Here is a 25,159-nt window from a genome sequence, read left to right on the forward strand (position 1 = left end):
TTCGCCCGGCCCTATCACTTTTCAGATCTCGTTCGGCACATAGGCATTGAGAACCATTTCCATCGAGGTGCCGTTCATGTCCCGCACGCTTCACACCCTTCTGCGACCGAGCCTACTGGCTATCGCCGTCGCCATTGCCGCGCCGCTGCTCAGTGCGCCGCTGATGGCCGCTTCCCAGACTTCCAGCGTCCGTACCTACGATCTGCCGGCCGCGCCGCTGTCCACGACGCTGACGCAGATTGCCAGTCAGGCGGGCCTGGCCCTGTCGCTGGATCCGGCACTGGCAGCGGGGCGCACGTCGGCGCCGGTTCAGGGGCAGTTCGACGCGTCTGGGGCGATGGGCCAGGCGCTGCGCGGCACTGGCTTGCAACTGAACCTGACGACGGCAGGGACCTACACGCTGGTGGCTGCGCCTGAAGGCGCGATGGCATTGCCGGCCACCAGCATTCAAGGCAGTCAGGAAAGCTTCGAAAGCGCGTGGGGCCCGGCGCAGGGATACGCCGCGAGTCGCACCGCAGCCGGCACCAAAACCGACACCGCGCTGGTTGAGGCACCGCGCTCGATCTCGGTCGCGACCCGGCAGCAGATGCAGGATCGGGCGGTGCAGAACATCGACGACGCCGTTCGCTACATGCCGGGCGTGGTTGCCAGCAGTTACGGCAGCGACAGCCGGTCCGAATGGCTGAAAGTCCGCGGCTTTGAACCCACCCAATTCCTCGACGGCCTGCCACTGCCGAAAGGGGCATACGTGATGCCGAAAATGGAGACCTGGGATCTGGAGCACGTTGCCCTCCTGCGTGGCCCGGCGTCTTCGGTTTATGGTCAGACCCCGCCAGGCGGCATGCTTGATATGGTCAGTCGTCGCCCCGAAGCCGACGCCAGCCACGAGGTGCAGGTTCAGGTCGGCACTTACAACCGCAAGCAGATCAGCTTCGACAGCACCGGCAAGATCGACGATGCCGACAATTTCGAGTACCGCGTCAGCGGCGTCGTGCGTGACAGCGGCACCTCGGTGGACCACATCGATGACAAGCGCTACAACCTCGCGCCGAGCCTGACCTGGAACATCGACCCGGACACCAAACTGACCTTTCTCAGCCAGTTCAATCGTGACGATACCGGGATCACCAGCCAGTTCCTGCCGATTCAGGGCACCAAATACCCATCGGCCGTGGGCCGCGTGAAATATCACGAAAACCTGGGCGATCCGGACTGGGAGTTTTACGACAAGACTTACTACGCGCTTGGCTATGCCTTCGAGCATCGTCTCAACGACGTCTGGCAGTTCAAGCAGAACGTCCGCTATACCAAAAGCGACCTGTCCTTTCAGGGAATCACGGCAGGCGGCTATTTCGGCTCGGTGTCAGACGATGGCACCGTTGCTCGCGGCGCCAACGTCGTCAACGAGGACATTTCCCAGTTCGCGCTGGACAACAACCTGCAAGCCGACTTCGACACGGGCGAACTCAAGCACACCCTGTTGCTCGGGCTCGACTATCAGCGACTGAATCACAACTACAAATGGCAGTACGGCAACGCGCCGACCAGCAACATCGCCAAGCCGATTTACGGGCAGGACTTCAGCAACATCGATTACACCGCGTATCAGGATTACAACCAGAAAACCCGGGGCGTCGGCGTTTATATTCAGGACCAACTGGCCCTGGATAACTGGCGTCTGACCCTGGGCGGGCGCCAGGATCTGCTCAAGACCGAATCGAAGTTCTACAACAGCGATCAGTCCGACGACCGCACCGACAGCGCGTTCACCGGCAACGCCGCGCTCAGCTACGTCTTCGACTCCGGATTCACGCCTTACATTTCCTACGCCGAGTCGTTCCAGGCAGAGCAAGGCGGCGCCAACGGCGTGGCATTCCAGCCGGGGACGGGCAAGCAGTACGAAGTGGGCCTCAAATACCAGCCGCCTGGCAGCAACATCCTCTTCACCGCCGCGGCCTATGACCTGACCCGTCGTGACATCGTGCTCAGCGACATCCTGGGCGTGCAGCGACCCTTGGGCGAAGCGAAGGTGCGCGGCTTCGAGCTGGAAGCGGTGGGCAATGTCACGGACAACCTGAAAGTGACGGCGTCCTATACCTACGCCAACAGCAAGATGACCAAAGTCACCGACCCGCTGGACAAGAATCGTCCACTGCCACTCACGCCCGAAAACCAAGCGGCGATCTGGGGTGATTACACTTGGCACAACGGGGTGCTCGACGGTTTCGGCCTGGGCTTTGGCGCACGGTACATTGGCGAGACCGACAATATTGCGATCGGCAGTTACGGCTTTGTCGCCGATTCCAACTACGGGCACAGCAATGCCTACACCGTCTACGACGCTGCCGTGCATTACGACCTCGGCCGCATGAACAACACCCTCAAGGGCGTGAGCGTGTCGGTCAATGCCAACAACGTCTTTGACAAGGAATACATTTCCACCTGCGACGGCTTCTATTGCTACTACGGCGACCGTCGTACCGTGCTCGCGAGCGTAGACTACAAATGGTAATCGTTTAAACTCTCATTACCCGAAACAAGGGCCGCTCCCACACAGCGGCCTTTGTCGCTTTCGCTGACTCCGGATTTCCACATGAAAAGCCAAACCATTCGCCGCTGGTCTTTCATCCACACGTGGACCAGCCTGATCTGCACGGCATTCCTGCTGATGCTGGCAGTCACTGGCTTGCCGCTGATCTTCAGTCACGAGATCGCTCACCTGACGGGCGATGCACCGGAATTCAAGGAAATGCCCGCCGGCACGCCGCATCTGGACCTAGAGCAACTGGTTCGCTCAGCCGAGGCCCATCGCCCCGGCGACGTGATGCAGTATTTCGGCTGGGATGATGATGACCCCAACGGCGTCTACGCCATCATGGGTAAAACCGCCGGCGGCGACCCCAATGAATCCCACAGTTTCATGCTCGACGCCCGCACCGGCGAAGCGATGGAAACGCCGAGCGCCAACGGCGGTTTCATGATGATCATGCTGCGTCTGCACGTGGACATGTACGCGGGGTTGCCGGGCAAGCTGTTGCTGGCGTTCATGGGCCTTCTGTTTGTCATGGCGATCATTTCCGGCGTCGTGCTGTACGCACCCTTTATGCGTCGGCTGGATTTCGCCACGGTGCGGCCGAATAAATCCACGCGGGTACGTTGGCTTGATCTGCACAACCTGATCGGCGTCGTCACGCTGACCTGGGCCATGGTCGTGGGCCTGACCGGTGTGCTCAACGCCTGCGCCGATTTAGTGATCGCCCAGTGGCGCACCGACGCGCTGATGACCATGATCGCGCCCTACAAGGACGCCCCACCCCTGGCCGAACGCGCACCGGCAACGCGATTGATCGACATCTCCAAAGCCACTGTCCCCGGCGCCGAGCCGAGCTTCATTGCCTTTCCCGGCTCGCGTTTTTCCAGCGAGCATCACTACGCCGTGTTCATGAAAGGCGACACGCACCTGACGTCTCACCTGCTCACTCCCGTACTGATTGACGCCCAGGACTTGCACGTGACCGCGACGCTGGGGCGCCCGTGGTACATGGACGCCCTGCTGCTGTCGCAACCGCTGCACTTCGGCGACTACGGCGGCATGCCGATGAAAATCCTCTGGGCCGCGCTGGACGTCTTGACCATCATCGTCCTCGGCAGTGGCTTGTACCTGTGGTGGGTCCGTCGTCGCGCCACAGTCGCTGCGGCAAAAGCAGTCGCCGTAGAGGCGGAAGTGGCATGACCCGACACAAAAAGCACCCCGCGTTCTGGAAGACCTTCGGCACGCCCGGCTGGATCGCCCTGCTGACCGCAGTCGGCCTGTTCGCCGCGCTGCTGGGCGACGGTGCGTGGGATGTACTCGCCTGGGTCGGCATGGCCATTCCGACCTGGTACAGCTGCAAAGGATTGATGGCGCGCAAGCGGGTTTGATTCACCGAAGCCCCGCTTTTACAAGATTTACATCGAACCGTTCCCAATGAACCGGTTTGCTCTGACGATGGCAGGGGCGCGCGCATCCGCAGTAAAACATCGCATCCTGCCTGGCCTCCCTTGGTTATAAGTCGAACAAGTCCGTAAGAAACTTCCCTCGCAACAACACTAAGCGTCCTACACGCTCCGACTCCCAGGCTGGCCTCCCCTGCGAGTCACCCTCCCGATAATCGATATTCCGCCCTGGCAGGGCATCCACACTATCCATCGGGAAGACCCACAATGGCGCTCGACGCATTTTTGAAGATTGAAGGCATTGCTGGCGAAGCACTGGATGAGCAGTGCAAAGACTGGATTGAAATCACCGGGTATTCGTTCGGCACCTACCAGAGCGCGTCCGTTACAGCCAGCACGGCTGGCGGCGCGACTTCCGGGCGCACCACGCTCAGCAACCTGACGCTGACCAAGATGCTCGACAAGTCGAGCTGCAAACTGATGGCAGCCAACTGCGCCGGAGAGCACTTCAAGGAAGTGAAGCTTTCCGTACACCGTGCAGGGGGCGACAAAATGAAGTTCTACGAAATCATTCTCGAAGAAGTGATCATTGCCGAATACAACCAACTCGCCAACGACGGCATTCCCACCGAACTCATCCAGCTCAACTACGGCCGTATCCGCTCGACCTACACCCTGCAAAAAAGAAACGACGGGAGCGCGGCCGGCAGCGTAACGGGCGGATGGGACAGGATCGGCAATAAGCAATATTGTTGAGCGAGGGATATGTCATGGACTTCGAACGTACCCAACATGTCGGCCATTACGGTGTCGTGTTTACGCTTATTCACTTCACCGTGCAGCCGGACGATGCCGCATCGTTGAGAACGATCAACCTACCGGAAATAACCAGGAGTCATTTTGAGGTCACCCGGTTGATTGAGGAAACCTACGAGCGAATGCTTGCACAGGGGCGGCCTTGCCGGATGGTGCTTGCGGTGTCACAACCAGTGAGCCGGAACTCAGCAGACCTGCTTAATGATCAGAGGGCTACGATAGGAACCCTAGTTGGCTCCATCGGAGGAAAACTTGCGTCACCGTTAGGGAGCATCGCGGAAAAGATCGCTGGAACAACATCCGCTTCGGCGATCAAAAACAGATTGCCGACCTTTCATTCAGGAGACGTCATCGTCAGTATTGATGCCCAAGTGTCAGGTGGCATCGGTCCTCAACGCTCGTCAGCATCGTTAATCCTGAAAGTGAACGGCGGCCGCTGATGGGAACTGGTCTGTCCCTGGCAATTATGTGTTTTGTGATCTGGGGTATACGTCGAATCACCGTACCAAGACTCTATCAATGCTTGACTGGCTTGGCGTTGATAGTCTTCTACTTCAAGTACGTCATCTCATGGATTGTTGCCATGGAAGAAGTGCGAGATGCTTACTTCCTGGATTACGAAACACTGTTATTTGGCATTTTCTATCTCGGAGTAGACCTAGTGATCTATAGCTGGTGGCGTGACGACGAGCCAAAGTAGCGAACCGCATTGCCTCACCAGACGACTGGCTTGCCCCCCGCTCCTCAAGCGAGGGACAAGCATTTTCCGCCATTCCAGTCATCATACGACCGTCGGCAATTTACAAAGCCAGCCAGCCTGCGTTCTGCCCCCTCAATTCACGGCCCCCTAGGCACTCGATCGCCAAAAACCCAGCCCCGCCGGTGACAATCCAGTTACATATAGAAATACAATGGCAATTTATGGGTATTCCCATTGACAACAAAACGTGCTTTTGACTAAATCGAGTCATACGACGACGTATAACGATCGCCGCCTAATAAAAACAATACCCAGAGTGGACTCGATGAAAATCAAAGGCATCCGTTGGTGGATGGTCGCGCTGATAACCGGCGGCCTGATCGTCAACTATCTCGCGCGCAATACCCTCTCCGTCGCCGCTCCCACCATGATGAGCGAGCTGAACATCTCCACCGAACAGTACTCGCACGTCGTCATCGCGTGGCAGATGGGCTATGCCTTCATGCAGCCGGTTGCCGGTTACGTGATCGACGCCATCGGCACCAAGATCGGTTTTGCAGTGTTCGCCATCGCCTGGTCTGTGGCGTGCGCATCGGCGGCTATGGCCACCGGCTGGCAGAGTCTGGCGTTCCTGCGCAGCTTGTTGGGCATCACTGAAGCGGCGGGGTTTCCTGCAGCGATCAAAGCAACCACCGAATGGTTTCCGGCCAAAGAGCGCTCGGTTGCCATCGGCTGGTTCAACATCGGTTCGTCGATCGGTGCCTTGCTGGCCCCTCCCCTCGTGGTCTGGGCGATTCTGCACAGCGGCTGGCAGATCGCGTTCATCATCGTCGGCGGGCTGGGCCTGCTGTGGAGCGCGGGCTGGTTATTCTTCTACAAACACCCGCGCAATCAGCGTCTGCTGGGTGACGAGGAGCGCGATTATATTCTTGCCGGTCAGGAGTCCCACCTGAAGGACGCGCCGACCAAGCACGCCAGCTGGAAGAAGATCGTCGGCACCCGCAATTTCTACGCAATCGCGTCAGCCCGCATGCTGTCAGAGCCGGCCTGGCAGACGTTCAACGCCTGGATTCCGCTGTACCTGATGACCGAGCGTCACATGAACATCAAGGAAATCGCGATGTTTGCCTGGCTGCCGTTTCTCGCAGCTGACATCGGCTGCGTGCTGGGCGGTTACCTGAGCCCGTTTTTCTACAAGCATTTCAACGTGTCCCTGCTCACGTCGCGCAAGATGGTGATGGTGCTGGGCTCGCTGTGCATGATCGGCCCTGGCTGCATCGGTCTGGTGGACAGCCCTTATGTCGCCATCGCGCTGCTGTGCGCCGGAGGTTTCGCGCACCAGACGCTGTCGGGCGCCCTGTACGCAATCACGTCGGACTCCTTCGGCAAGAACGAAGTGGGTACGGCAACAGGCCTCGGTGGCATGTTCGGGTTTCTCGGCGCGGCGTTGTTCACGCTGGTGCTCGGGATCATGGTGACTAAAGTCGGCTACAGCCCGCTGTTTGTGGCGCTGGCCGCCTTCGATCTTATCGCCGCCACAATCATCTGGTTTGTCGCCAAGCCGCTGCTGACCGGCACACCTGCGGCGCAATCCGGCAGATCATCGGCTGATTCGGCCGATGGGGTCCCGACGGTCTGACATCAATGTCCGGGCCGTCGCAAATCGGCCCGGCATTGCTTCAGGATATTGCGCAGCGTCCTGGCCCTGACTAGTCTGGAGGCCCAGGCCGATCAGAGGAATGTCCATGTCTGCGCCCAGCATGACGCTGTATTACAACGCCGCTTCGCCCTTCGCTCGCAAGGTGCTGATCTTGCTTCATGAGACCGGACAGGCGAGCCGGGTCAGTCTCAAGGCCGTTGCCCTCACCCCCGTGAGCCCCGACGTTGAACTCTGCCGCGGCAATCCGTGCGGAAAAATTCCGGCGCTGTGCCTGGCCGACGACAACGTGATCCATGACAGCCGGGTGATTCTCGAATACCTGGATCAACAGCATGTCGGCAACCCCCTCATTCCCAAGGAAGGCTCGGCGCGCTGGCGGCGATTGACGCTTGCCTCACTGGCCGATGCCCTGCTGGACGCTGCACTGCTCATCCGCTACGAGACCTTTCTGCGGCCCGAGGAAAAACATTGGTCGGAATGGCTCGACGCCCAGCAGCAGAAAATCGATCGCACGCTGGCCTATTTCGAAGCCGAAGCCGTCACCGAATTGAGTACGCATTTCGACGTAGCGTCGATCAGCGTGGCATGCGCGGTGGGCTATCTGGATTTCCGCCAGCCCAATCTGGGCTGGCGCAGCAGCTACCCACGATTGGCGAACTGGTATTACGAAGTCAGTCAGCGGCCATCGATGGTAGAGACTCAGCCGCCTGTGTAGAAATCGTTCACGCAACAATGAGTAGGTTTTAGATAAACGCTAACCTGCAAGTAGGTGGGCGCAAAAATCGCATACTAAAAGGCCGGATAACTCCGGCCTTTTTGCTTCGTCTTTAGCAGCGTTTCGCGGCTTTCAACAATGCATTACAGTTCTGCGGCTGCGCTGCTTCCTTCTGCGTCTGGGCAGACTGAACGGTGCCCTGTACAGGACCCGAGCAAATAGCATCCGAGTTCACTACGACTACAGAGGTAAAGTAACAATTGTAAATTCCCTTATCGCTCTTTACCTGAAAACGCACCGACTCCAAGGAAGCCGATTTTGACAAAATAGTGATTTTGTCGCTGCTGGTGTTCAGGGCGAAGGCGGCCTTTTCCTGCAAGTCCGAGTCACTCTGCGTACGTTGCGCAATGGAGCCACAACCAGAAATGCTGACGGCAACGACAGCGGTGATTACAAGTTTTTCAAACGTGATGCACTTCATGCTTTAGGGTCCATTCCATTAGTTTGCGTGTAATACAGGCCAGCGCTACCAGCCGACCGCCATCATGACATTTTTAAGCGTCGCGACTCGGCGTTTTGGCCTCTGAGTGAGTGAAGACCTCGGTTCCCCATAATGCTCAAGGTGGCCGGCGCGACGTCGTAGCGCTTCATCTTGTTTCGTTCAGTCGTGACTTATTCCAATAAGTAGGCCATCAAATCGGATCATATGCCGCATGCCTGAAGCGTCCCGCGCAATCGCTCGGGGACGCAATCAAAACGGCCATCAGCACTCAGGTTTATCGGCCGTATAACGACGCGCCGGATTCACCGCCGCGCCGAATTCACGCAGGGCCTTGGCGCCGATCAGCAACGGATAGTTAAAGTGGCTGCGGTCGACGAGGTTGACCTCCACGGTGCGTTTCACGTTGCCCAGGCACAGCTCAAGATCGACAACCGGGCGCTTGGTGGGATCGGCCGGCTCTTCGTCATCGTCGCCTTCGGAACGGCCCTTGATCCGGCTGATGCGCGACACCTTGTGCTCGTAGACTTTGCTGTCGGCGTCCTTGGTCGCCAGACGGAAACGCACCCAGTCATCGCCATCGCGCTTGAACAGTTCGATGTCCTTGGCCGACAGCGATGCGGTCAACGCGCCGGTGTCCATCTTGGCTTTGAATGTCTCGCCGATCTCCGAGACCTGAATGTATTCGTAACGACCGTACAACGTCGGTTCGGCAGCCATGACAGGCAACGCCAGCAAAGACATAAGCGCCAGAAGGGATTTCACGGATCTGATTCCTCGTGATGAATGGGCGGGGCGTGTGCCCGGTTTAGACCGTCACTCTGCCGATGGTTCGCGGCAGGCTTCGCGCTCAGGGCCAAGCGAGCCAAGCATAGGGAGCCTACTGACAAAGGCGTGAAACATTCGTCGGTATCGCCAGGGTTTTGCGCCAACTGCCCGGCCTGCTTATCATTGCGCGCCACCCTGTCGACCGCGAGTGCCTTATGCGTCACCTGCTCACCGGAATTGCCGTCACGCTGCTGCTTCTGCTCAATACGCTGGTGCTGATCGGCCCACTGATGGTCTTTGCGCTGCTCAAGTTGGTGTTCCAGAGCGAGATGCGCGACAACTGCTCGGTGGCAGTGATGTGGATCGCCGAGACCTGGTGTGAAATCAACAAGCTGATTTTCAAAATCTGCCTGCCAACCCAGTGGGAAATCCGCGGCGACGAAGGCCTGCGTGGCGATACCTCCTACCTGGTCATCGGTAACCATCAGTCGTGGGTAGACATCCCGGCGCTGGTGCAGGCGTTGAATCGACGTACACCCTTCTTCAAATTCTTCCTAAAGAAAGAACTGATCTGGGTGCCGTTTTTGGGGCTGGCATGGTGGGCACTCGATTACCCGTTCATGAAGCGCTACACGAAGGCGTTTCTGGCCAGGCATCCCGAGCTCAAGGGCAAGGATCTGGAAATCACCCGCGAGGCATGCGAGCTGTTCAAACGTCAGCCCGTGACCGTGGTGAATTACCTGGAAGGCACACGCGTCACCCCGGCCAAGAAAGCCCAACAGGCTTCGCCCTATCGTTACTTGCTCAAGCCCAAGGCAGGCGGCGTCGCCTTTGTACTGGCGGCGATGGGTGAGCAACTGGACGCGGTGCTCGACGTGACGGTCGTTTATCCAAGCGAGCGCATCCCGGGGTTCTGGGACTTGCTATCAGGACGAGTGCCGCGGGTGATCGTCGACATCAAGACCCGCGAACTCGACCCTGCGCTGTGGCAGGGCGATTACGAGAATGACCCGGTGTTCCGCGTGTATGTGCAGGACTGGGTCAACCGGCTGTGGCAAGAGAAGGATGCGCGAATCGCCGAGTTAAGCGGCGCGATTGCTTAGCACATCCGTAGCAGCAGGCGCCCCGATTGCCGGGGCGCTGCAACTACATTACTTGGCGCCCCAGACGCCACTCAACGCCTGCAACGCTGAACCGCCCGCGCCTTGCTGACCGAGGTACTGCAGAATCACCGGCACGAACTGGCTGACCATGCTGCTGTTCATGCCCAGCGCGCTGAACGCCTTGTTCACATCGCCCATGCTCTGCACGTTGCCCAGCGCACTATCCAAGGCAGAGTTGCTGCTTCCGGAGTTGCCCAGCAGACCGCCAAGACCACTCAGGCTGCCGAGAGCCGATGTGCCGGCCAGTTGATCAAGGCCTGGCACTGATTTGCTCAGTTGCGAATAGTCATTGCCGGCGAGCTTGTTCTTGGCCAGCCCCAACAAGGCGCCCGTCCCGCCCACCGCTTGCTCCGGCGTGACGTTCAACTGCGTGCCCAGCGTGTTCAATAGCCCGGCTGCCTCGGGCGCGGCGGTTGCCTTTTGCTGACCGCCGGTTGCGTTGGAAACGGCATTGGCCGCGTCATTCAGATTGAAAGCGAAGACCGGCGTGACTGCGAGCGCCATCAGGCTCGCCAGCGCAGCACCACGTACATTTCTCAGTGAAACTTTCATCGCAACAACCTCGTTTGCCAGGAGACCGGCCATGACCGGGTAAACACGCGTTGGACCGCCCCTCGAAGGGAAGTTCCACCCAGGGTCTCAGGGTTTGCTGACATAGAACAAGCGCTGCGGCTCGAAGGTCCGCGCCAGCCGTTGATCCGCAGCCGTCGAGCCCGCCTGCAAGAGCCGGTGGCGAATGAACGCCTTATCGAAATGCTCACCGTTGTGAAGCTTCTCGCGCAGGCTGATCAAGCGCGTACCGCCCTGATGATCGGCACCGCGATATAGCGGTTCACTGAAGAGGCGCACATGAGGGTCGGCGCTACCTCCGGTGGATTTCACCTGAACCTGGGTGATGATCGCGAAACCGGACAGCCAGGGGGACCACAGCCGGGAAACGTCGGCAGCGAAACACTCACCCGGGGTGAAATCAGCCTCGCAGTCCGCCAGCTCACGGTAGGTCGGCGCGATGCGCACATGTTGACGGTAAGCGGCGCGGTAACCGGCCTGACAGACCGCCGGCGCCATACCGGCCCAGACGCAGGCGTTGGGGTTTTCAAAGAACACCTCCGACGATGCCCAGCCCGAAGAAACAGGCTCGAGATGAGCGCTCGTCAGCGTGGCGGGCAAGACAATGAGCGGCATCGCGACGAGGAAATGAATCGATGTTCTAACCCACCAAACAAGCATGCATGACCCGCCACCTGAAAAACCGGCCGGACAAATAACACGGAGATAAGGCAGCTGAAACAAGCAGGAATGGAATTCAAACGCTCCCCAACCATTTTCAGAAACGCCCTACAAATGCCGGACTAGAGGCCTACGTCAGGCATAAAAAAAGCGACCCGAAGGTCGCCTTTTGAGAGCGTCAGAGAATCATGCGGCGCTGAACAGTTTGTGCGGGTCGATGACGAATTTCTTCGGCACACCGGCATCGAACTCGCCGTAACCGCGCGGCGCGTCGTCGAGGCTGATGACTTCCACGCCAACCACGTCGGCAATGTTGATGCGGTCCCACATGATCGCCTGCATCAGTTGACGGTTGTACTTCATGACCGGCGTCTGGCCGGTGTGGAAGCTGTGGGATTTTGCCCAGCCCAGACCGAAACGAATGCTCAGTGCGCCGACCTTGGCGGCAGCGTCCACGGCGCCCGGGTCTTCCGTCACGTAAAGGCCGGGAATGCCGATCTTGCCGGCGACGCGAACCACGCCCATCAGCGAGTTGAGTACGGTGGCCGGCGCCTCGGCCTTGGCGCCCGCGTGCCCATGGCCACGTGCTTCGAAGCCTACGGCATCGACGGCGCAGTCCACTTCAGGCTCGCCCAGCAGATCGGCGATCTGCTCGTGCAGCGGGGTGTCTTTGGAGAGGTCGGCGATCTCGAAACCCTGGGCCTTGGCGTGCGCCAGACGCACCGGATTGACGTCACCGACAATGACGACTGCCGCGCCAAGCAAGCGCGCTGAAGCGGCGGCGGCAAGCCCCACGGGACCGGCGCCGGCGATGTACACCGAGCTGCCCGGACCAACACCGGCAGTCACCGCGCCGTGGTAGCCGGTGGGCAGGATGTCGGAGAGGCAGGTCAGGTCGCGAATCTTCGACATCGCCTTGTCGCGATCAGGAAGTTTGAGCAGATTGAAGTCGGCATAGGGCACGAGCACATATTCGGCCTGGCCGCCGGTCCAGTCGCCCATGTCGACATAACCGTAGGCACCACCGGCGCGGGCCGGGTTGACGGTCAGGCAGACGCCGGTGTGTTGCTCTTTGCAGGATCTGCAACGGCCGCAGGCGACGTTGAACGGCACGGACACCAGGTCACCGATCTTCAGGTTTTCGACGTCGCTGCCTTTCTCGACCACCTCACCGGTGATTTCGTGACCCAGTACCAGGCCGACCTGGGCAGTCGTTCGGCCACGCACCATGTGTTGATCGGAGCCACAAATGTTGGTGGAAACCACGCGCAAGATCACCCCGTGCTCGATCTTCTTGCCGCGCGGGTCCTGCATCTTGGGATAGTCGATTTTCTGTACTTCGACCTTGCCCGCGCCGAGATACACCACACCACGATTACCAGACATACATGTCACCTCTCTATTTGTTATTGATTGGGTGAATCAGTGAGCTTCAAGCCGCAAGCTTCAAGCTTCAAGCAGCAAGCAAAAGCGCTGCTGCCACTACATGGGCCCGAAACGTGTTGCGAGTGACGCCGCTTTTACTCTTGCGGCTTGAAGCTTGAAGCTTGAAGCTTGCAACTAGCCCCTACAGCACCACCGTCCTGTTGGCATTGAGAAACACACGTCGCTCGATGTGATAACCCACCGCTCGCGCCAGGGTCAGGCCTTCGATGTCGCGGCCCTTGGCGATCAGGTCTTCAGGATAGTGACTGTGGTCGACCACTTCGACGCCCTGGGCGATGATCGGCCCTTCGTCGAGGTCGTTGTTGATGTAATGCGCCGTCGCGCCGACCAGTTTCACGCCCTTGTTGTAGGCCTGGTGATACGGCTTGGCGCCTTTGAAGCCCGGCAGCAGCGAGTGATGAATGTTGATCGCCTTGCCATCGAGCTTGCGGCACAGCTCCGGCGACAGCACTTGCATGTAGCGGGCAAGCACCACCAGTTCGGCGCCGGTGTCTTCGATCACCTTCATCACCCTGGCTTCCTGGGCCGGTTTGTCATTGGGGTCGAGGGGGAAATGGTAGTAGGGAATGTCGTGCCAGCGCGCCAGCGGTTCGAGGTCCGGGTGATTGGAAACGACGGCGACCACGTCCATGGACAGCTGATTGATGCGCTGTCGGTAGAGCAGATCGTTGAGACAGTGATCGGCCTTGGACACCATGATCACCACCTTCGGGCGATAGTTCGGGGCGGTGAGTTCGAAGATCATGCCGAAGGATTCGCCGCGCTCGGCCAGGCCTGCACGGAAAGACGCTTCGTCAAACCCGTCCGGTTGGCGAAATTCGACGCGAATGAAGAAGCGGCTGGACAGCCGGTCATCGAACGAATGGTGTTCGGTGACGTAACAGCCCTGCTCGAAGAGATAACGCGTCACCGCGTCCACCGTGCCCAGCACGCTGGGGCAGTCGGCGGTCAGAATCCAGGTATCGGGGGCGCGGCTCATAGGTATTCCTTGATCGTGTGGTCAATCCGGGATCAGGCAGCGACGCTCAAACCATACTCCGCACTCGCATCCTGCAGCCACATCCACCAGTAATCGGCGAAGCTTCGGCGGATGACCAGTTCCCAGGTGTCTTCGCCGGTACGGCGTATCACCAGCTGCGATTTGGCGAATACCGTGCCGATGGCCTTGCCCACCGGGAAGTTGCTCGGGTGCACGTCGTAGCTGGTGGATTTCATCAGCACTTCGCGGACCTTCGGGCCGGTCAGTTCCAGCAGCGATTGCCCGCCGCTGACGTTGACGACAGCGATGTGTAAACCGGCGAGCGCTTCGCGCAGCTTCTGCTCGACGGCGAACTCTTCACCGGTCGGCACGATCAGCAGCCACTCATCCGGGCCCAGCCACTGGATCGAGCTATCGCCGCTTGAGACCAGCGCCAGCGCGCCCGGCAGTTCCATGCCCAGCGCCTTGTGCACGCCGGCCGCGAACGCCGGATCGTGCCCATTGCCACGGATGGTCAGATGGCCGAGCAGTTTTTTCTCCCGCAGCACGACGCCCGGATTGCTGCGGCCTTTGCCGATCAGGCTCTGAAGGTCAGCATGAAACAGCGGCGACTCGGCTTTGGCGTCGGTCGCTGGCCGCTGTTGGTAAACGTTGGCTGTGGTCATAGAGCACCTGTGTTGAATTCTGTTGTTTCAGTGAACACGTTCCCGTAGGAGTGAGCTTGCTCGCGATCGCGGTGTATCAGTCACCAGATGTATGCCTGATCTCACGCCATCGCGAGCAAGCTCACTCCCACAGGGATATAAGCAAGCCAAGACTTACTCCACGTTCTGTTGATCACCCTTCGGATCGAAGAACACCGAGGACACAATCTCCGCCTCGATCACCGACCCATCCGCCAAGGGCGCAAACACCCTCTCGCCCATGCGCTTCAGCCCGCCCTTCACCACACCCATGGCGAACGAATAACCCAGCGAGTTCGCCGCATAACTCGACGTCACGTGACCTACCATCTTCATCGGGATCGACTGCTTCGGATCGAACACCAGTTGCGCGCCTTCCGGCAGCCACTGGGTCGGATCAACCGGCTTCAGGCCGACGAGTTGCTTGCGATCTTCCCGCACGCAGTCCTCTCGATTCATGCCGCGCTGGCCGATCCACGAGAACGGCTTGGTGCGGCCGACACACCAGCCCATATTCAAATCGTCCGGGGTCATCGAACCGTCGGTGTCCTGGCCGACGATGATGAAGCCCTTTTCGGCGCGCAGGACGTGCATGGTTTCAGTGCCGTACGGGGTCAGGTTGTACTGTTTGCCGGCTTCGGCGATTTTTTCCAGAACGCCCATGGCGTAGTCGGCCTGGATGTTCACTTCGTAGGAAAGCTCACCGGTAAACGAAATCCGGAACACTCGCGCCGGCACACCGGCCACCAGCCCCTCTTTCCAGGTCATGAACGGAAACGCTTCACGGCCCAGGTCGATGTCGGTCACTTCGCTGAGCAGCTTGCGGCTGTTCGGCCCGGACAGGGTCAGGGTCGCGTAGTGATCGGTGACGGAGGTGAAGTACACCTTCAGGTCCGGCCATTCGGTCTGTTGATAGATTTCCAGCCACTGCAGCACGCGTGCGGCGCCACCGGTCGTGGTGGTCATGATGAAGTGGTTATCGGCGATGCAGGCGGTCACGCCATCGTCGAAGACCATGCCGTCTTCCTTGCACATCAGGCCGTAACGGGCCTTGCCCACGTCCAGTTTGGTCCAGGCGTTGGTGTAGATCCGGTTCAGAAATTCCCGCGCATCCGGGCCTTGAATGTCGATCTTGCCCAGTGTCGATGCGTCCAGCAGACCGACGCTGTCGCGCACAGCCTTGCATTCGCGGCGCACGGCGGCGTGGATATCTTCACCGGCTTTCGGGAAATACCACGGACGTTTCCACTGACCGACGTCTTCGAATTCAGCGCCGTTCTTCACGTGCCAGGCATGCAGCGCGGTGAAGCGCACAGGCTCGAAGACGTGACCGCAGTGACGGCCTGCGATGGCGCCGAAGGTCACCGGCGTGTAGTTCGGGCGGAACATGGTGGTGCCCATTTCCGGGATCGACACGTTCAGCGAGCGGGCCGCGATGGCCAGGCCGTTGACGTTGCCGAGCTTGCCCTGGTCGGTACCGAAACCCAGCGCGGTGTAGCGTTTGACGTGCTCGACGGACTCGAAACCCTCGCGGGTCGCCAGCTCGATGGCCGCTGCGGTGACGTCATTCTGCAGGTCGACGAATTGCTTCGGCGCCCGCGCAGTGCCCTTTTCGTGCGGTACCTGAAACAGCGCCAGGGTCGGTTCTTCCACGCGGCTCAGCGCTTTCGGCAGTACGCCTTCGACCGGTTTGAAACCGGCTTCACTGGCGGCACGAACACCCCCTTCAAAACCGTCGGCCAGCGAGTCGCCGAGCGCGTAAACGCCATTTACACCGCCGACGCAGACACGTTTCTGCGGCGCTTCGCCCGGCACGAAACCGAGGATATCTTCGCGCCAGACCGGCTTGCCACCGAGGTGCGAAGCCAAGTGAACAATCGGGCTGTAGCCACCGGAACTGGCAACCAGATCGCAGTCGAGCCATTCGCCAGGGCTGGCGACTTTGTGGGCTTTAACGTCGATGGCGGCCACGCGGGCGGCACTGACGCGCTTGCTGCCACGGGCTTCCACCACGGCGCTGCCGGTCAGGATCCGAATGCCTTTGGCGCGGGCCTCTTCCACTAACGCACCGCGCGGGTTGTGACGCGCATCGGCGACGGCCACCACGTGCAGACCAGCGTCGAGCCAGTCCAGCGCCACGCGATAGGCGTAATCGTTGTTGGTCGACAGCACCAGTTTCTTGCCCGGCGCCACGCCATAACGGCGCACGTAAGTGGAGACCGCGCCGGCCAGCATGTTGCCCGGTACATCGTTGTTGCCGTAAACCAGCGGACGCTCGTGGGTGCCGGTCGCCAGCACCACGCGCTGGGCGCGAACCCGGTGCATGCGCTGACGTACCTGGCCGATCGGTGCGCGGTCGCCCAGATGATCGGTGAGCCGCTCGTGAATGGTCAGGAAATTGTGGTCGTGATAGCCGTTCACCGTGGCGCGCGGCAGCAGGGTGACGTTGGGCAGGCCTTTGAGTTCGGCCACCACCGTCGCTACCCATTCCGCTGCCGGTTTGCCGTCCAGACTTTCGCGGCTGTCCAACAGGCTGCCGCCGAATTCTTCCTGCTCGTCCGCCAGGATGACCCGAGCACCGCTGCGCGCAGCCGCCAGGGCAGCGGCCAGACCTGCAGGACCGGCGCCGACCACCAGCACGTCGCAGTGCTGGTTCATGTTGTCGTAGGTGTCCGGATCCAGCTCGGTCGGCGAACGCCCGAGGCCCGCTGCCTTGCGGATGTACTTCTCGTAGGTCATCCAGAACGACTGCGGGTACATGAAGGTTTTGTAGTAGAAACCCGGCGGCATCAGCTTGCCGCCGACCTTGCCGAGAATGCCCATCATGTCGGTGTTCACGCTCGGCCAGCCGTTGGTGCTGGTGGCGACGAGGCCCGAATAGAGCGCCTGTTGCGTGGCGCGCACGTTGGGGATCTGCGTGGCTTCGGTGGCGCCGATCTGCAGCGCCGCGTTCGGCTCTTCGGAACCTGCCGCGAAAATGCCGCGAGGCCGCGAATACTTGAAGCTGCGGCCGATGATGTCGACACCATTGGCGAGCAAGGCGGCGGCCAGTGTGTCGCCTTCAAAGCCCTGATAGGTCTGGCCGTTGAAGTTGAAATTCAAAACCTTGCTGCGATCGATGCGGCCGCCGTTGGGCAGGCGATTGGACTGGCTCATACCTGATCCCCCTTTCTGATCGCAGGCGCAGGATTGACGAACTGAGGCTGCGTGCCGATCGGATAGGTTTCGAGAATTTCGTAGGTCACGGTGTCACGCGTGGTGTTGAAGTACTGCCGGCAACCCGCCGCGTGAATCCACAACTCGTGGTGCAGGCCGCGCGGGTTGTCGCGGAAGAACATGTAATCGCCCCACTCTTCATCGGTGCAGACCACTGGGTCCAGCGGACGCGGGATATGGGCCTGACCGGAGACGTGGAATTCCTCTTCGGAGCGCAGTTCGCCACAGTGAGGACAGAAGATGTGCAACATGGGAAAGTCCTCTGTTAGTGGGCTACGGCTGCAGCGCCGTGTTCATCAATCAATGCGCCGTTATGGAACCGGTCGATTGAGAAGGGTTTGGCCAGCGGGTGCATTTCGCCCTTAGCCAGGCTTGCAGCAAACACGTTGCCCGAGCCCGGGGTGGCCTTGAAGCCACCCGTGCCCCAACCGCAGTTGAAGAACATGTTCGGCACAGGCGTCTTGGAAATGATCGGGCAGGCGTCCGGCGTGGTGTCGACGATGCCGCCCCACTGGCGGTTCATGCGCACCCGCGACAGCACCGGGAACATCTCGACGATGGCCTGAATGGTGTGCTCGATCACCGGGTACGAGCCGCGCTGGCCGTAGCCGATCCAGCTGTCGATACCGGCACCGATCACCAGATCGCCCTTGTCGGACTGGCTGATATAACCGTGTACGGCGTTGGACATGATCACGCTGTCGATGATGGGTTTGATCGGCTCCGATACGAGCGCTTGCAGCGGATGGGATTCCACCGGCAGACGGAAACCGGCGAGCTTGGCCATGTGGCCAGAGTTGCCGGCCGTCACCACGCCGACGCGCTTGGCGCCGATGAAGCCCTTGTTGGTTTCAACGCCGATGCACACGCCGTTTTCCTTGCGGAAGCCGGTCACTTCGGTCTGTTGAATCAGGTCCACGCCCAACGCATCGGCGGCACGGGCATAGCCCCAGGCCACGGCGTCATGACGCGCCACACCGCCGCGACGTTGCACGGTGGCGCCGATAATCGGGTAGCGGGTGTTTTTCGAGCAGTCGAGGTACGGAATTTCTTCAGCCACTTGCTTGCCGTTGAGCAGCTCGCCATCGACGCCGTTCAAGCGGTTGGCGCTGACGCGGCGCTCGGAATCACGCATGTCCTGCAGGGTGTGGCACAGGTTGTACACGCCGCGCTGGGAGAACATGACGTTGTAATTGATGTCTTGGGAAAGGCCTTCCCACAGTTTCATCGCGTGTTCGTACAAGTGCGCGGATTCGTCCCACAGGTAGTTGGAACGCACGATGGTGGTGTTGCGCGCGGTATTACCGCCGCCCAACCAGCCTTTTTCGACCACAGCCACATTGGTGATGCCGTGCTCTTTGGCCAGGTAATAGGCCGTTGCCAGACCATGGCCGCCGCCGCCCACAATCACGACGTCGTAGACCTTTTTCGGGGTCGGCGTGCGCCACATGCGCTGCCAGTTTTCGTGGTGGCTGAGGGAGTGTTTGAAGAGGCCGAAGCCCGAGTAATGCTGCATGGTGCGACTCCTGACTCAGCGGTAAACCGGGAAATCGGCGCACAGCGCGGAGACCTGCTCGGCAACGTTGGCCTCGACATCGGCGTCGCCGAGATTGTCGAGGATGTCGCAGATCCAGCCGGCCAGCGTGATGCACTGAGTAACTTTGAAACCGCGCGTGGTCACGGCGGGGGTGCCGATGCGCAGGCCCGACGTCACGAACGGCGACTGCGGATCGTTCGGCACGGCGTTCTTGTTGACGGTGATGTGCGAGCGACCGAGGGCCGCGTCGGCATCTTTCCCGGTCAGGCCCTGACGGATCAGGCTGACGAGGAACAGGTGGTTATCGGTCCCGCCCGAAACTACGTCGTAACCGCGATCAATGAACACCTGCGCCATGGCCTGGGCGTTGTCGATCACTTGCTGTTGATAGGCTTTGAAACCGGGCTCCATGGCTTCTTTGAAGCAGACGGCCTTGCCGGCAATCACGTGCATCAGCGGGCCGCCCTGGGCACCCGGGAACACGGCGGAATTGAGCTTCTTCTCGATCTCTTCGTTGGCTTTGGCCAGGATCAAACCGCCACGTGGACCGCGCAGGGTTTTGTGGGTGGTGGTGGTGACCACATCGGCGTACGGCAGCGGGTTCGGGTACAAGCCGGCAGCGACCAGACCGGCGACGTGGGCCATGTCGACAAACAGCAGCGCGCCCACTTTGTCGGCGATCTGGCGGAAGCGCGGGAAATCCAGGGTTTTGGAGTAGGCCGAGAAACCGGCAACGATCATCTTCGGTTTGTGCTCGACGGCCAGTCGCTCGACTTCGTCGTAATCGATCAGGCCAGTGGCAACGTCGATGCCGTATTGAACGGCGTTGTACAGCTTGCCCGAGGACGACACTTTGGCGCCGTGGGTCAGGTGACCGCCATGGGCCAGACTCATGCCCAGCAAGGTGTCACCCGCTTGCAGCAGCGCCAGGTAAACCGCGCTGTTGGCCGACGAACCGGAATGCGGCTGGACGTTGGCGTAATCGGCGCCGAACAGGAGCTTGGCGCGATCGATCGCCAGTTGCTCGACCTTATCGACGTGCTCGCAGCCGCCGTAATAACGTTTGCCGGGATAACCCTCGGCGTATTTGTTGGTCAGGCCGCTGCCCTGAGCCTGCATCACGCGCTTGCTGGTGTAGTTCTCCGAGGCGATCAGCTCGATGTGGTCTTCCTGACGCTGCTCCTCGGCACTGATCGCGGCCAACAGTGCATCGTCATAACCCTGAATCTGGTCTTGCTTGCTGAACATCGCGGTTCTCCCAGCGGCGGCGCGGCGCCTGAATGATCGACAGGGCCTTGAACTGCCCTTTGGCCACGATGGTATGGCTGACGCTGACAGCCCAGATGCCTACGCACGCCACACAAAGGCGCGTTTACGACATGGGTTAGGCAGGAGCATTGGTTGCGCAGGATAGGTAATGCTCCTGCGAGGATGCGCAGTGCACGTGAAAGCCCCGGCTGAGCCGGGAAGTCTTGGTCGAACGATTTCACAGTTAGAAGCGGTTGTTGACTAGAAGCGGTTGCGCGACCGGGTGTTCAAATTTTCAACTTCAAGCCCACTCGACATCCGACGAACGGCCACAATACCTGTCATTTCTGACAGTAGACGCGCCTTACCCGCAGGCCTAAAGTCAAATTGCAGCTCAGGCGTAAGTCGTTGAATCGCGGCAAAGCTTCACGATAGCTATGAAGCAAACTTGATAAAGCACGGCTGGCTCATATTAGCCCTGCCCCAATCAACAACAGCACTCTGCGCCAAAATGCTTTCGAAAACTATCCCCTGACGCATACCCGTATCTGGGCATCACCACACTGTAAGAAGGATAACCACCATGGCTAATATCCCTGCGAAAATTTATGTAAATGATGTGTATAAAGGCGAAGCACCTTTGCAAGACTGGACCTTTGCGGCGCTCAGCCAAGGTGATCTCCTGACAGTTTCCTTTGTGAGCCCCGACGTGTACACGGTAATACGAAAAGGGTTGGCGCATATAGAAGGTGATAGCTCCATCACAACACAGTACTTCGTGTACTTGACTTCATCTCCTCAAGTTATTGCTCATCCGTAAAAGGCTGCGTGAGCCGAGCCGCCCTCCTGGCTCACTAGGCAATAAGAAACATAGTTAAAATTGGGCAACCTTCTGCGAACAAGCCCACTGCGATTACAATTACCACTCCTTAACTAAAGCAATGAAATTATTAGCATTAAGTGACGGTCCTCGCAGACGAGCTCATCGTAGAATTTTGCATCTTGCGAACTCTCTCGCTTACTGTCGGGGGAGAGTTTTTCAGCTAATCAGGCCGGTTTTACAGACAACAACCCATCCGCCCGGAACATCCTGCGAATCATCAGCGCTCTAAAACACCTCAGCCCAATGGGCACGGGGACTGTCAAAACTGACAGTATTCAAATAGCGATGACGGGCTTACTTTTGGGTAAACGGAATGCCAGCTACTCAATCAAGGGAATGATCATGGGCACAATCGCAAGGTCGCATACGCTAACTCCCCAGTTGTGGAAAAGCCTGAGGGGGAAACACGTCAGTCGGCAGGGGCCTGCTACTGAGCCGTTGCTCTTTCTGACTCAAGGCGTGTTTCATACGGTGGATATAGAAGGCTCGGTCAAGCTGAGGATTATTCGCGAACTGAACTCAGCTGAGGCGCTGATTGCCGTCTACGTCGAGGATTCGGACGAAGTTCTTTCGGCCACAGTCGCAGTGGGCGATGCCAGGCTTTATGCGACCCCGCAAGACATCGTTCATCAGGACGGCGGGTACTATTCGGTCATTCTCAAGATCATTTCCTATCCGGACGCAGAAGTGGTCGCCGATATCTACTTATGGGAACTACCGCCCATCGCGGCACCGCAGTCCGTCGAATCCGACCTTGCGCTGTATCTTCCAAAAGGCTCGACTTTTTACGTAAGTCCCTCTGAAGAAGACATTGTGATGGACAGAACTTTCAGAGTGTCCGAAGACCGCCAAGTCTCGGTCAACATCCGTACTGTTGAGGGACGTAGTTACTCAAAAACAGTCACGGAAGCCGAAGCAACTCGATGTGCCGCGCCCGGTGATTACTATGCAGAGAACAGTTCCAATAAGCTGTCGGTCGTCTATGGCATCACCACACATCCCGAATTACCCTCATCACCGATTCTCAAGCATATGCCGCTACCGGATGTGCCGAGGTCCCGCCATGACCTCGGCAAATGAGTGACGACATGCCGTTTTTAGGCGTAATCCATCCGCATCCCGGAACATGTGCACCAAATGTCGCAATCAGACCTTTTTGGCAACGCTCGGCAATACTTCTGGGGCACCGCAAATTCACTCTCGTTGCGCCCAGCGGCGCTACCAGCGGCGGCATCACCTGTCATTTCTGACAGTAGACGTGCTTGGCGCATCGGCCTACGTTGGAAGTGCATCGATTTGGAATGACCCGCTTCAAAGCTGAAAATTACTGCTTGATCCACTAAGTTAAGTCTGAACAAAGCGCCAGACTTATTAACGCATGTGAATTTGATATTCATCCAAGCTCAAAAGGACTGACGACATGACTGGCACAAATAACGATAAAAAACAGTATATAGAGCTAACAGCGGCCCCCCTCTCGATCAATGAGGGCTTGTTTTATGTTTATCCTGGCGACTGGTACTCATGGATAGACCCTGAAGGTGGCGGAGGCGGAGAACAAGTAGTTTTATACAGAGTTTTCACCTACATCCCGTCAACAGGGGAAGTCGCTGTAGCCTATAACGCCACTACACCCGGAGGCCAAAAAAAGACGACCGAAAAACCAGAGGTTGATCGCATCACTGACGGCTTTTACTTTCAGGTTCAGGCCGAGGACTACATTCACATCGACTTTACGACCAAATATAAAGTCTACAATAAAACAGTTATTTTTGATGAACGCACAGACACGGCAGTCGTCAGGCTTCTCGTTGAGACCGTGGAGGATCCGGCCAAATCGTGACCGCCACTTCGCCACCCTCACAGGATCGACGAGTCACCGATGAAGTGTAAACGCTTGCAAAACCTAAGCTCTCCCCTGCTACTGCAAGGGAGAGTTGATAATTGAATCAGAGCAACTTCCCAGGCAGCAGTCCATCCGCCCTGAACATCCCGCGAATACCGCGTACAGCCTGACGGATGCGGTCCTGATTCTCGATAAGCGCAAAGCGCACATGGTCGTCGCCATATTCACCAAAACCGACGCCAGGCGACACGCAGACTTTGGCTTCGGCCAGCAGTTTCTTCGCGAACTCAAGTGACCCCAGGTGCGCATAAGCCTCGGGAATCTTGGCCCAGACGTACATCGACGCTTTCGGGTTTTCGACCATCCAGCCCAGTTCGTGCAGGCCTTTGACCAGCACGTTACGACGTTGGCGGTACTGCTCGGCGATGTCGAGCACGCACTGTTGATCGCCTTCCAGCGCAGCGATGGCGGCGACTTGCAGCGGCGTGAACGTGCCGTAGTCGTGGTAGCTCTTGATCCGCGCCAGCGCATTGACCAGCTCGGGATTGCCGACCATGAAGCCGATGCGCCAGCCGGCCATGTTGTAGCTCTTGGACAGGGTGAAAAACTCCACCGCAATGTCCTTGGCGCCTGGGACCTGCATGATCGACGGGGCTTTCCAGCCGTCGTAGACAATGTCGGCGTAGGCAAGGTCGTGAACCACCAGCACGTCGTACTGTTTGGCAAGGGCAACGACGCGCTCGAAAAAATCCAGCTCGACGCATTGAGCGGTCGGATTGGACGGGAAACCCAGAATCATCATCTTCGGTTTGGGGATCGAGCCGCGAATGGCTTTCTCCAGCTCGGCGAAGAAGTCCACGCCCGGCACCAGTGGCACGGAGCGCACCTGGGCGCCGGCGATCACGGCGCCGTAGATGTGAATCGGGTAACTGGGGTTCGGCACCAGGACGGTGTCGCCCTGATCCAGCGTGGCGAGCATCAAGTGCGCCAGGCCTTCCTTGGAGCCGATGGTGACGATGGCTTCATCTTCTGGGTCGATGTCGACGTCGTAGCGTTTTTTATACCAGCTGGAAATCGCCCGACGCAGGCGCGGGATGCCACGCGAAGTCGAGTAGCCGTGAGTGTCTTCACGTTGGGCGACGGTGACCAGTTTCTCGACGATGTGCGGCGGCGTTGCCCCGTCGGGGTTGCCCATGCTCAGGTCGATGATGTCCTCACCACGACGACGCGCAGCCATTTTCAGCTCGGCGGTGATGTTGAACACGTAAGGGGGGAGTCGATCGATGCGCGCAAAGCGGCGCGGCGAACCTTGGTCTGCCATGGAAACCTCTGAAGACGTAAGCGCCCGGAACCGTCCGAGCGACGCTGGCCACTGCGGTGGCCTGAGGCGGAAGATACGGGCGGTGACGGCGGTTTGTCTAGAGCGACACCGAGAAACTGATGGTGCTCACACAGGCCTCTTCCCGGCTGAAGCCGGTCCCACTAACACACCGAGTTCGACAGTAGGACCGGTTTTAGCCGGGAAGGCATCAGGCGTCACGCCGCAAACTGATGGCGTTCTCACTGGCCTCTTCCCGGCGGAAGCAGGTCCCACTGACACACCGAGTTCGACAGTAGGACCGGCTTTAGCCGGGAAGGCATCAGGCGTCACGCCGCAAACTGATGGCGTTCTCACTGGCCTCTTCCCGGCTGAAGCAGGTCCCACTGACACACCGAGTTCGACAGTAATTGGATGGACTCGCCCAAGCCGAGGCGTCAGTAGCGCCACGGTGGCATTCTTAAGAAGCCAACGACAGCGAGGGCGAGCCCATGAAAAAGCATACGATCAAAAGTA

23 protein-coding genes are annotated in these 25,159 nt (G+C 59.1%); 11 read left to right on the forward strand and 12 right to left on the reverse strand.

Features of this window, described 5'->3' with window-relative positions:
• The first annotated feature begins 76 nt into the window (after positions 1 to 76).
• The 7 genes from SLW74_RS20560 to SLW74_RS20590 all read left to right on the forward strand — a co-directional run bounded on the left by SLW74_RS20560 (position 77) and on the right by SLW74_RS20590 (position 7,827).
• Positions 77 to 2,512, forward strand: a complete 2,436-nt coding sequence (locus tag SLW74_RS20560) for a TonB-dependent siderophore receptor (RefSeq protein WP_410929925.1) — start codon at positions 77 to 79, stop codon at positions 2,510 to 2,512.
• 81 nt (positions 2,513 to 2,593) lie between these two features.
• Positions 2,594 to 3,733: a PepSY-associated TM helix domain-containing protein gene (locus SLW74_RS20565; protein ID WP_065991286.1), complete on the forward strand. Its 1,140-nt coding sequence runs from the start codon at positions 2,594 to 2,596 to the stop codon at positions 3,731 to 3,733.
• Positions 3,730 to 3,921, forward strand: coding sequence for a hypothetical protein (locus SLW74_RS20570; RefSeq protein ID WP_410929926.1), 192 nt, complete (start codon positions 3,730 to 3,732; stop codon positions 3,919 to 3,921). The genes SLW74_RS20565 and SLW74_RS20570 overlap by 4 nt, the downstream gene beginning before the upstream one ends.
• A gap of 282 nt (positions 3,922 to 4,203) precedes the next feature.
• A complete protein-coding gene (locus tag SLW74_RS20575) occupies positions 4,204 to 4,692 on the forward strand; it encodes an Hcp family type VI secretion system effector (RefSeq protein ID WP_065991284.1) in 489 nt (162 codons plus the stop codon).
• Between the two features lie 14 nt (positions 4,693 to 4,706).
• Positions 4,707 to 5,192: a hypothetical protein gene (locus SLW74_RS20580; RefSeq protein WP_065991283.1), complete on the forward strand. Its 486-nt coding sequence runs from the start codon at positions 4,707 to 4,709 to the stop codon at positions 5,190 to 5,192.
• 585 nt (positions 5,193 to 5,777) lie between these two features.
• On the forward strand, positions 5,778 to 7,091 hold the full coding sequence (locus tag SLW74_RS20585) for an MFS transporter (RefSeq protein ID WP_192134966.1): 1,314 nt from the start codon (positions 5,778 to 5,780) through the stop codon (positions 7,089 to 7,091).
• A gap of 106 nt (positions 7,092 to 7,197) precedes the next feature.
• Positions 7,198 to 7,827, forward strand: a complete 630-nt coding sequence (locus SLW74_RS20590) for a glutathione S-transferase family protein (protein ID WP_065991280.1) — start codon at positions 7,198 to 7,200, stop codon at positions 7,825 to 7,827.
• Positions 7,828 to 7,939: 112 nt separating this feature from the next.
• On the opposite strand, the gene SLW74_RS20595 is transcribed toward SLW74_RS20590, so the two are convergent.
• Both SLW74_RS20595 and SLW74_RS20600 read right to left on the reverse strand, forming a co-directional pair.
• Complete coding sequence (locus SLW74_RS20595) at positions 7,940 to 8,308, reverse strand: hypothetical protein (protein WP_065991279.1); 369 nt, start codon at positions 8,306 to 8,308, stop codon at positions 7,940 to 7,942.
• Between the two features lie 282 nt (positions 8,309 to 8,590).
• Positions 8,591 to 9,091, reverse strand: coding sequence for an ATP-dependent zinc protease (locus tag SLW74_RS20600; RefSeq protein ID WP_065991278.1), 501 nt, complete (start codon positions 9,089 to 9,091; stop codon positions 8,591 to 8,593).
• 218 nt (positions 9,092 to 9,309) lie between these two features.
• Between SLW74_RS20600 and SLW74_RS20605 the strand changes: the two genes are divergently transcribed.
• On the forward strand, positions 9,310 to 10,197 hold the full coding sequence (locus SLW74_RS20605) for an acyltransferase (RefSeq protein ID WP_410929927.1): 888 nt from the start codon (positions 9,310 to 9,312) through the stop codon (positions 10,195 to 10,197).
• A 48-nt stretch (positions 10,198 to 10,245) separates the two neighbouring features.
• On the opposite strand, the gene SLW74_RS20610 is transcribed toward SLW74_RS20605, so the two are convergent.
• From SLW74_RS20610 to glyA, 9 genes are all read right to left on the reverse strand, one after another.
• Complete coding sequence (locus SLW74_RS20610; RefSeq protein ID WP_410929928.1) at positions 10,246 to 10,809, reverse strand: DUF2780 domain-containing protein; 564 nt, start codon at positions 10,807 to 10,809, stop codon at positions 10,246 to 10,248.
• A gap of 87 nt (positions 10,810 to 10,896) precedes the next feature.
• Positions 10,897 to 11,487, reverse strand: a complete 591-nt coding sequence (locus SLW74_RS20615; protein WP_410929929.1) for a DUF1190 domain-containing protein — start codon at positions 11,485 to 11,487, stop codon at positions 10,897 to 10,899.
• Positions 11,488 to 11,673: 186 nt separating this feature from the next.
• Complete coding sequence (gene fdhA, locus SLW74_RS20620; protein WP_065991275.1) at positions 11,674 to 12,873, reverse strand: formaldehyde dehydrogenase, glutathione-independent; 1,200 nt, start codon at positions 12,871 to 12,873, stop codon at positions 11,674 to 11,676.
• A 181-nt stretch (positions 12,874 to 13,054) separates the two neighbouring features.
• Positions 13,055 to 13,912, reverse strand: coding sequence for a formyltetrahydrofolate deformylase (gene purU, locus SLW74_RS20625; protein WP_065991274.1), 858 nt, complete (start codon positions 13,910 to 13,912; stop codon positions 13,055 to 13,057).
• Between the two features lie 32 nt (positions 13,913 to 13,944).
• The gene (locus SLW74_RS20630) at positions 13,945 to 14,577 is read right to left on the reverse strand and encodes a sarcosine oxidase subunit gamma (protein ID WP_410929930.1); all 633 of its coding nucleotides are present in this window, start codon (positions 14,575 to 14,577) and stop codon (positions 13,945 to 13,947) included.
• A 153-nt stretch (positions 14,578 to 14,730) separates the two neighbouring features.
• Complete coding sequence (locus tag SLW74_RS20635; protein WP_410929931.1) at positions 14,731 to 17,751, reverse strand: sarcosine oxidase subunit alpha; 3,021 nt, start codon at positions 17,749 to 17,751, stop codon at positions 14,731 to 14,733.
• Positions 17,748 to 18,062, reverse strand: coding sequence for a sarcosine oxidase subunit delta (locus SLW74_RS20640; protein ID WP_410929932.1), 315 nt, complete (start codon positions 18,060 to 18,062; stop codon positions 17,748 to 17,750). The genes SLW74_RS20635 and SLW74_RS20640 overlap by 4 nt, the downstream gene beginning before the upstream one ends.
• Positions 18,063 to 18,076: 14 nt before the next feature.
• Positions 18,077 to 19,327, reverse strand: coding sequence for a sarcosine oxidase subunit beta family protein (locus SLW74_RS20645; protein WP_065991270.1), 1,251 nt, complete (start codon positions 19,325 to 19,327; stop codon positions 18,077 to 18,079).
• A 15-nt stretch (positions 19,328 to 19,342) separates the two neighbouring features.
• Entirely contained in the window at positions 19,343 to 20,596 is a 1,254-nt protein-coding gene (glyA, locus tag SLW74_RS20650) for a serine hydroxymethyltransferase (RefSeq protein ID WP_192134982.1), read from the reverse strand.
• 583 nt (positions 20,597 to 21,179) lie between these two features.
• Here glyA and SLW74_RS20655 point away from each other — a divergent pair.
• From SLW74_RS20655 to SLW74_RS20665, 3 genes are all read left to right on the forward strand, one after another.
• Complete coding sequence (locus tag SLW74_RS20655) at positions 21,180 to 21,416, forward strand: hypothetical protein (RefSeq protein WP_065991268.1); 237 nt, start codon at positions 21,180 to 21,182, stop codon at positions 21,414 to 21,416.
• A gap of 405 nt (positions 21,417 to 21,821) precedes the next feature.
• A complete protein-coding gene (locus SLW74_RS20660) occupies positions 21,822 to 22,559 on the forward strand; it encodes a hypothetical protein (RefSeq protein ID WP_410929933.1) in 738 nt (245 codons plus the stop codon).
• Between the two features lie 340 nt (positions 22,560 to 22,899).
• Positions 22,900 to 23,322: a hypothetical protein gene (locus tag SLW74_RS20665; RefSeq protein WP_410929934.1), complete on the forward strand. Its 423-nt coding sequence runs from the start codon at positions 22,900 to 22,902 to the stop codon at positions 23,320 to 23,322.
• A 106-nt stretch (positions 23,323 to 23,428) separates the two neighbouring features.
• On the opposite strand, the gene alaC is transcribed toward SLW74_RS20665, so the two are convergent.
• Complete coding sequence (gene alaC / locus SLW74_RS20670) at positions 23,429 to 24,646, reverse strand: alanine transaminase (protein WP_410929935.1); 1,218 nt, start codon at positions 24,644 to 24,646, stop codon at positions 23,429 to 23,431.
• Between the last annotated feature and the right edge of the window lie 513 nt (positions 24,647 to 25,159).

Source organism: Pseudomonas sp. W5-36 (assembly GCF_046540455.1).
Taxonomy (GTDB): Bacteria; Pseudomonadota; Gammaproteobacteria; order Pseudomonadales; family Pseudomonadaceae; genus Aquipseudomonas; species Aquipseudomonas graminis_B.

What these genes read in the sequence shown, in the direction of transcription:
- SLW74_RS20560 (WP_410929925.1), top strand. Translation starts at nt 77, where the DNA reads ATGTCCCGCACGCTTCACACCCTTCTGCGACCGAGCCTACTGGCTATC.
- SLW74_RS20565 (WP_065991286.1), top strand. Translation starts at nt 2,594, where the DNA reads ATGAAAAGCCAAACCATTCGCCGCTGGTCTTTCATCCACACGTGGACC.
- SLW74_RS20570 (WP_410929926.1), top strand. Translation starts at nt 3,730, where the DNA reads ATGACCCGACACAAAAAGCACCCCGCGTTCTGGAAGACCTTCGGCACG.
- SLW74_RS20575 (WP_065991284.1), top strand. Translation starts at nt 4,204, where the DNA reads ATGGCGCTCGACGCATTTTTGAAGATTGAAGGCATTGCTGGCGAAGCA.
- SLW74_RS20580 (WP_065991283.1), top strand. Translation starts at nt 4,707, where the DNA reads ATGGACTTCGAACGTACCCAACATGTCGGCCATTACGGTGTCGTGTTT.
- SLW74_RS20585 (WP_192134966.1), top strand. Translation starts at nt 5,778, where the DNA reads ATGAAAATCAAAGGCATCCGTTGGTGGATGGTCGCGCTGATAACCGGC.
- SLW74_RS20590 (WP_065991280.1), top strand. Translation starts at nt 7,198, where the DNA reads ATGTCTGCGCCCAGCATGACGCTGTATTACAACGCCGCTTCGCCCTTC.
- SLW74_RS20595 (WP_065991279.1), bottom strand. Translation starts at nt 8,308, where the DNA reads ATGAAGTGCATCACGTTTGAAAAACTTGTAATCACCGCTGTCGTTGCC.
- SLW74_RS20605 (WP_410929927.1), top strand. Translation starts at nt 9,310, where the DNA reads ATGCGTCACCTGCTCACCGGAATTGCCGTCACGCTGCTGCTTCTGCTC.
- SLW74_RS20610 (WP_410929928.1), bottom strand. Translation starts at nt 10,809, where the DNA reads ATGAAAGTTTCACTGAGAAATGTACGTGGTGCTGCGCTGGCGAGCCTG.
- SLW74_RS20615 (WP_410929929.1), bottom strand. Translation starts at nt 11,487, where the DNA reads ATGCTTGTTTGGTGGGTTAGAACATCGATTCATTTCCTCGTCGCGATG.
- fdhA (WP_065991275.1), bottom strand. Translation starts at nt 12,873, where the DNA reads ATGTCTGGTAATCGTGGTGTGGTGTATCTCGGCGCGGGCAAGGTCGAA.
- purU (WP_065991274.1), bottom strand. Translation starts at nt 13,912, where the DNA reads ATGAGCCGCGCCCCCGATACCTGGATTCTGACCGCCGACTGCCCCAGC.
- SLW74_RS20630 (WP_410929930.1), bottom strand. Translation starts at nt 14,577, where the DNA reads ATGACCACAGCCAACGTTTACCAACAGCGGCCAGCGACCGACGCCAAA.
- SLW74_RS20635 (WP_410929931.1), bottom strand. Translation starts at nt 17,751, where the DNA reads ATGAGCCAGTCCAATCGCCTGCCCAACGGCGGCCGCATCGATCGCAGC.
- SLW74_RS20640 (WP_410929932.1), bottom strand. Translation starts at nt 18,062, where the DNA reads ATGTTGCACATCTTCTGTCCTCACTGTGGCGAACTGCGCTCCGAAGAG.
- SLW74_RS20645 (WP_065991270.1), bottom strand. Translation starts at nt 19,327, where the DNA reads ATGCAGCATTACTCGGGCTTCGGCCTCTTCAAACACTCCCTCAGCCAC.
- glyA (WP_192134982.1), bottom strand. Translation starts at nt 20,596, where the DNA reads ATGTTCAGCAAGCAAGACCAGATTCAGGGTTATGACGATGCACTGTTG.
- SLW74_RS20655 (WP_065991268.1), top strand. Translation starts at nt 21,180, where the DNA reads ATGGCTAATATCCCTGCGAAAATTTATGTAAATGATGTGTATAAAGGC.
- SLW74_RS20660 (WP_410929933.1), top strand. Translation starts at nt 21,822, where the DNA reads ATGGGCACAATCGCAAGGTCGCATACGCTAACTCCCCAGTTGTGGAAA.
- SLW74_RS20665 (WP_410929934.1), top strand. Translation starts at nt 22,900, where the DNA reads ATGACTGGCACAAATAACGATAAAAAACAGTATATAGAGCTAACAGCG.
- alaC (WP_410929935.1), bottom strand. Translation starts at nt 24,646, where the DNA reads ATGGCAGACCAAGGTTCGCCGCGCCGCTTTGCGCGCATCGATCGACTC.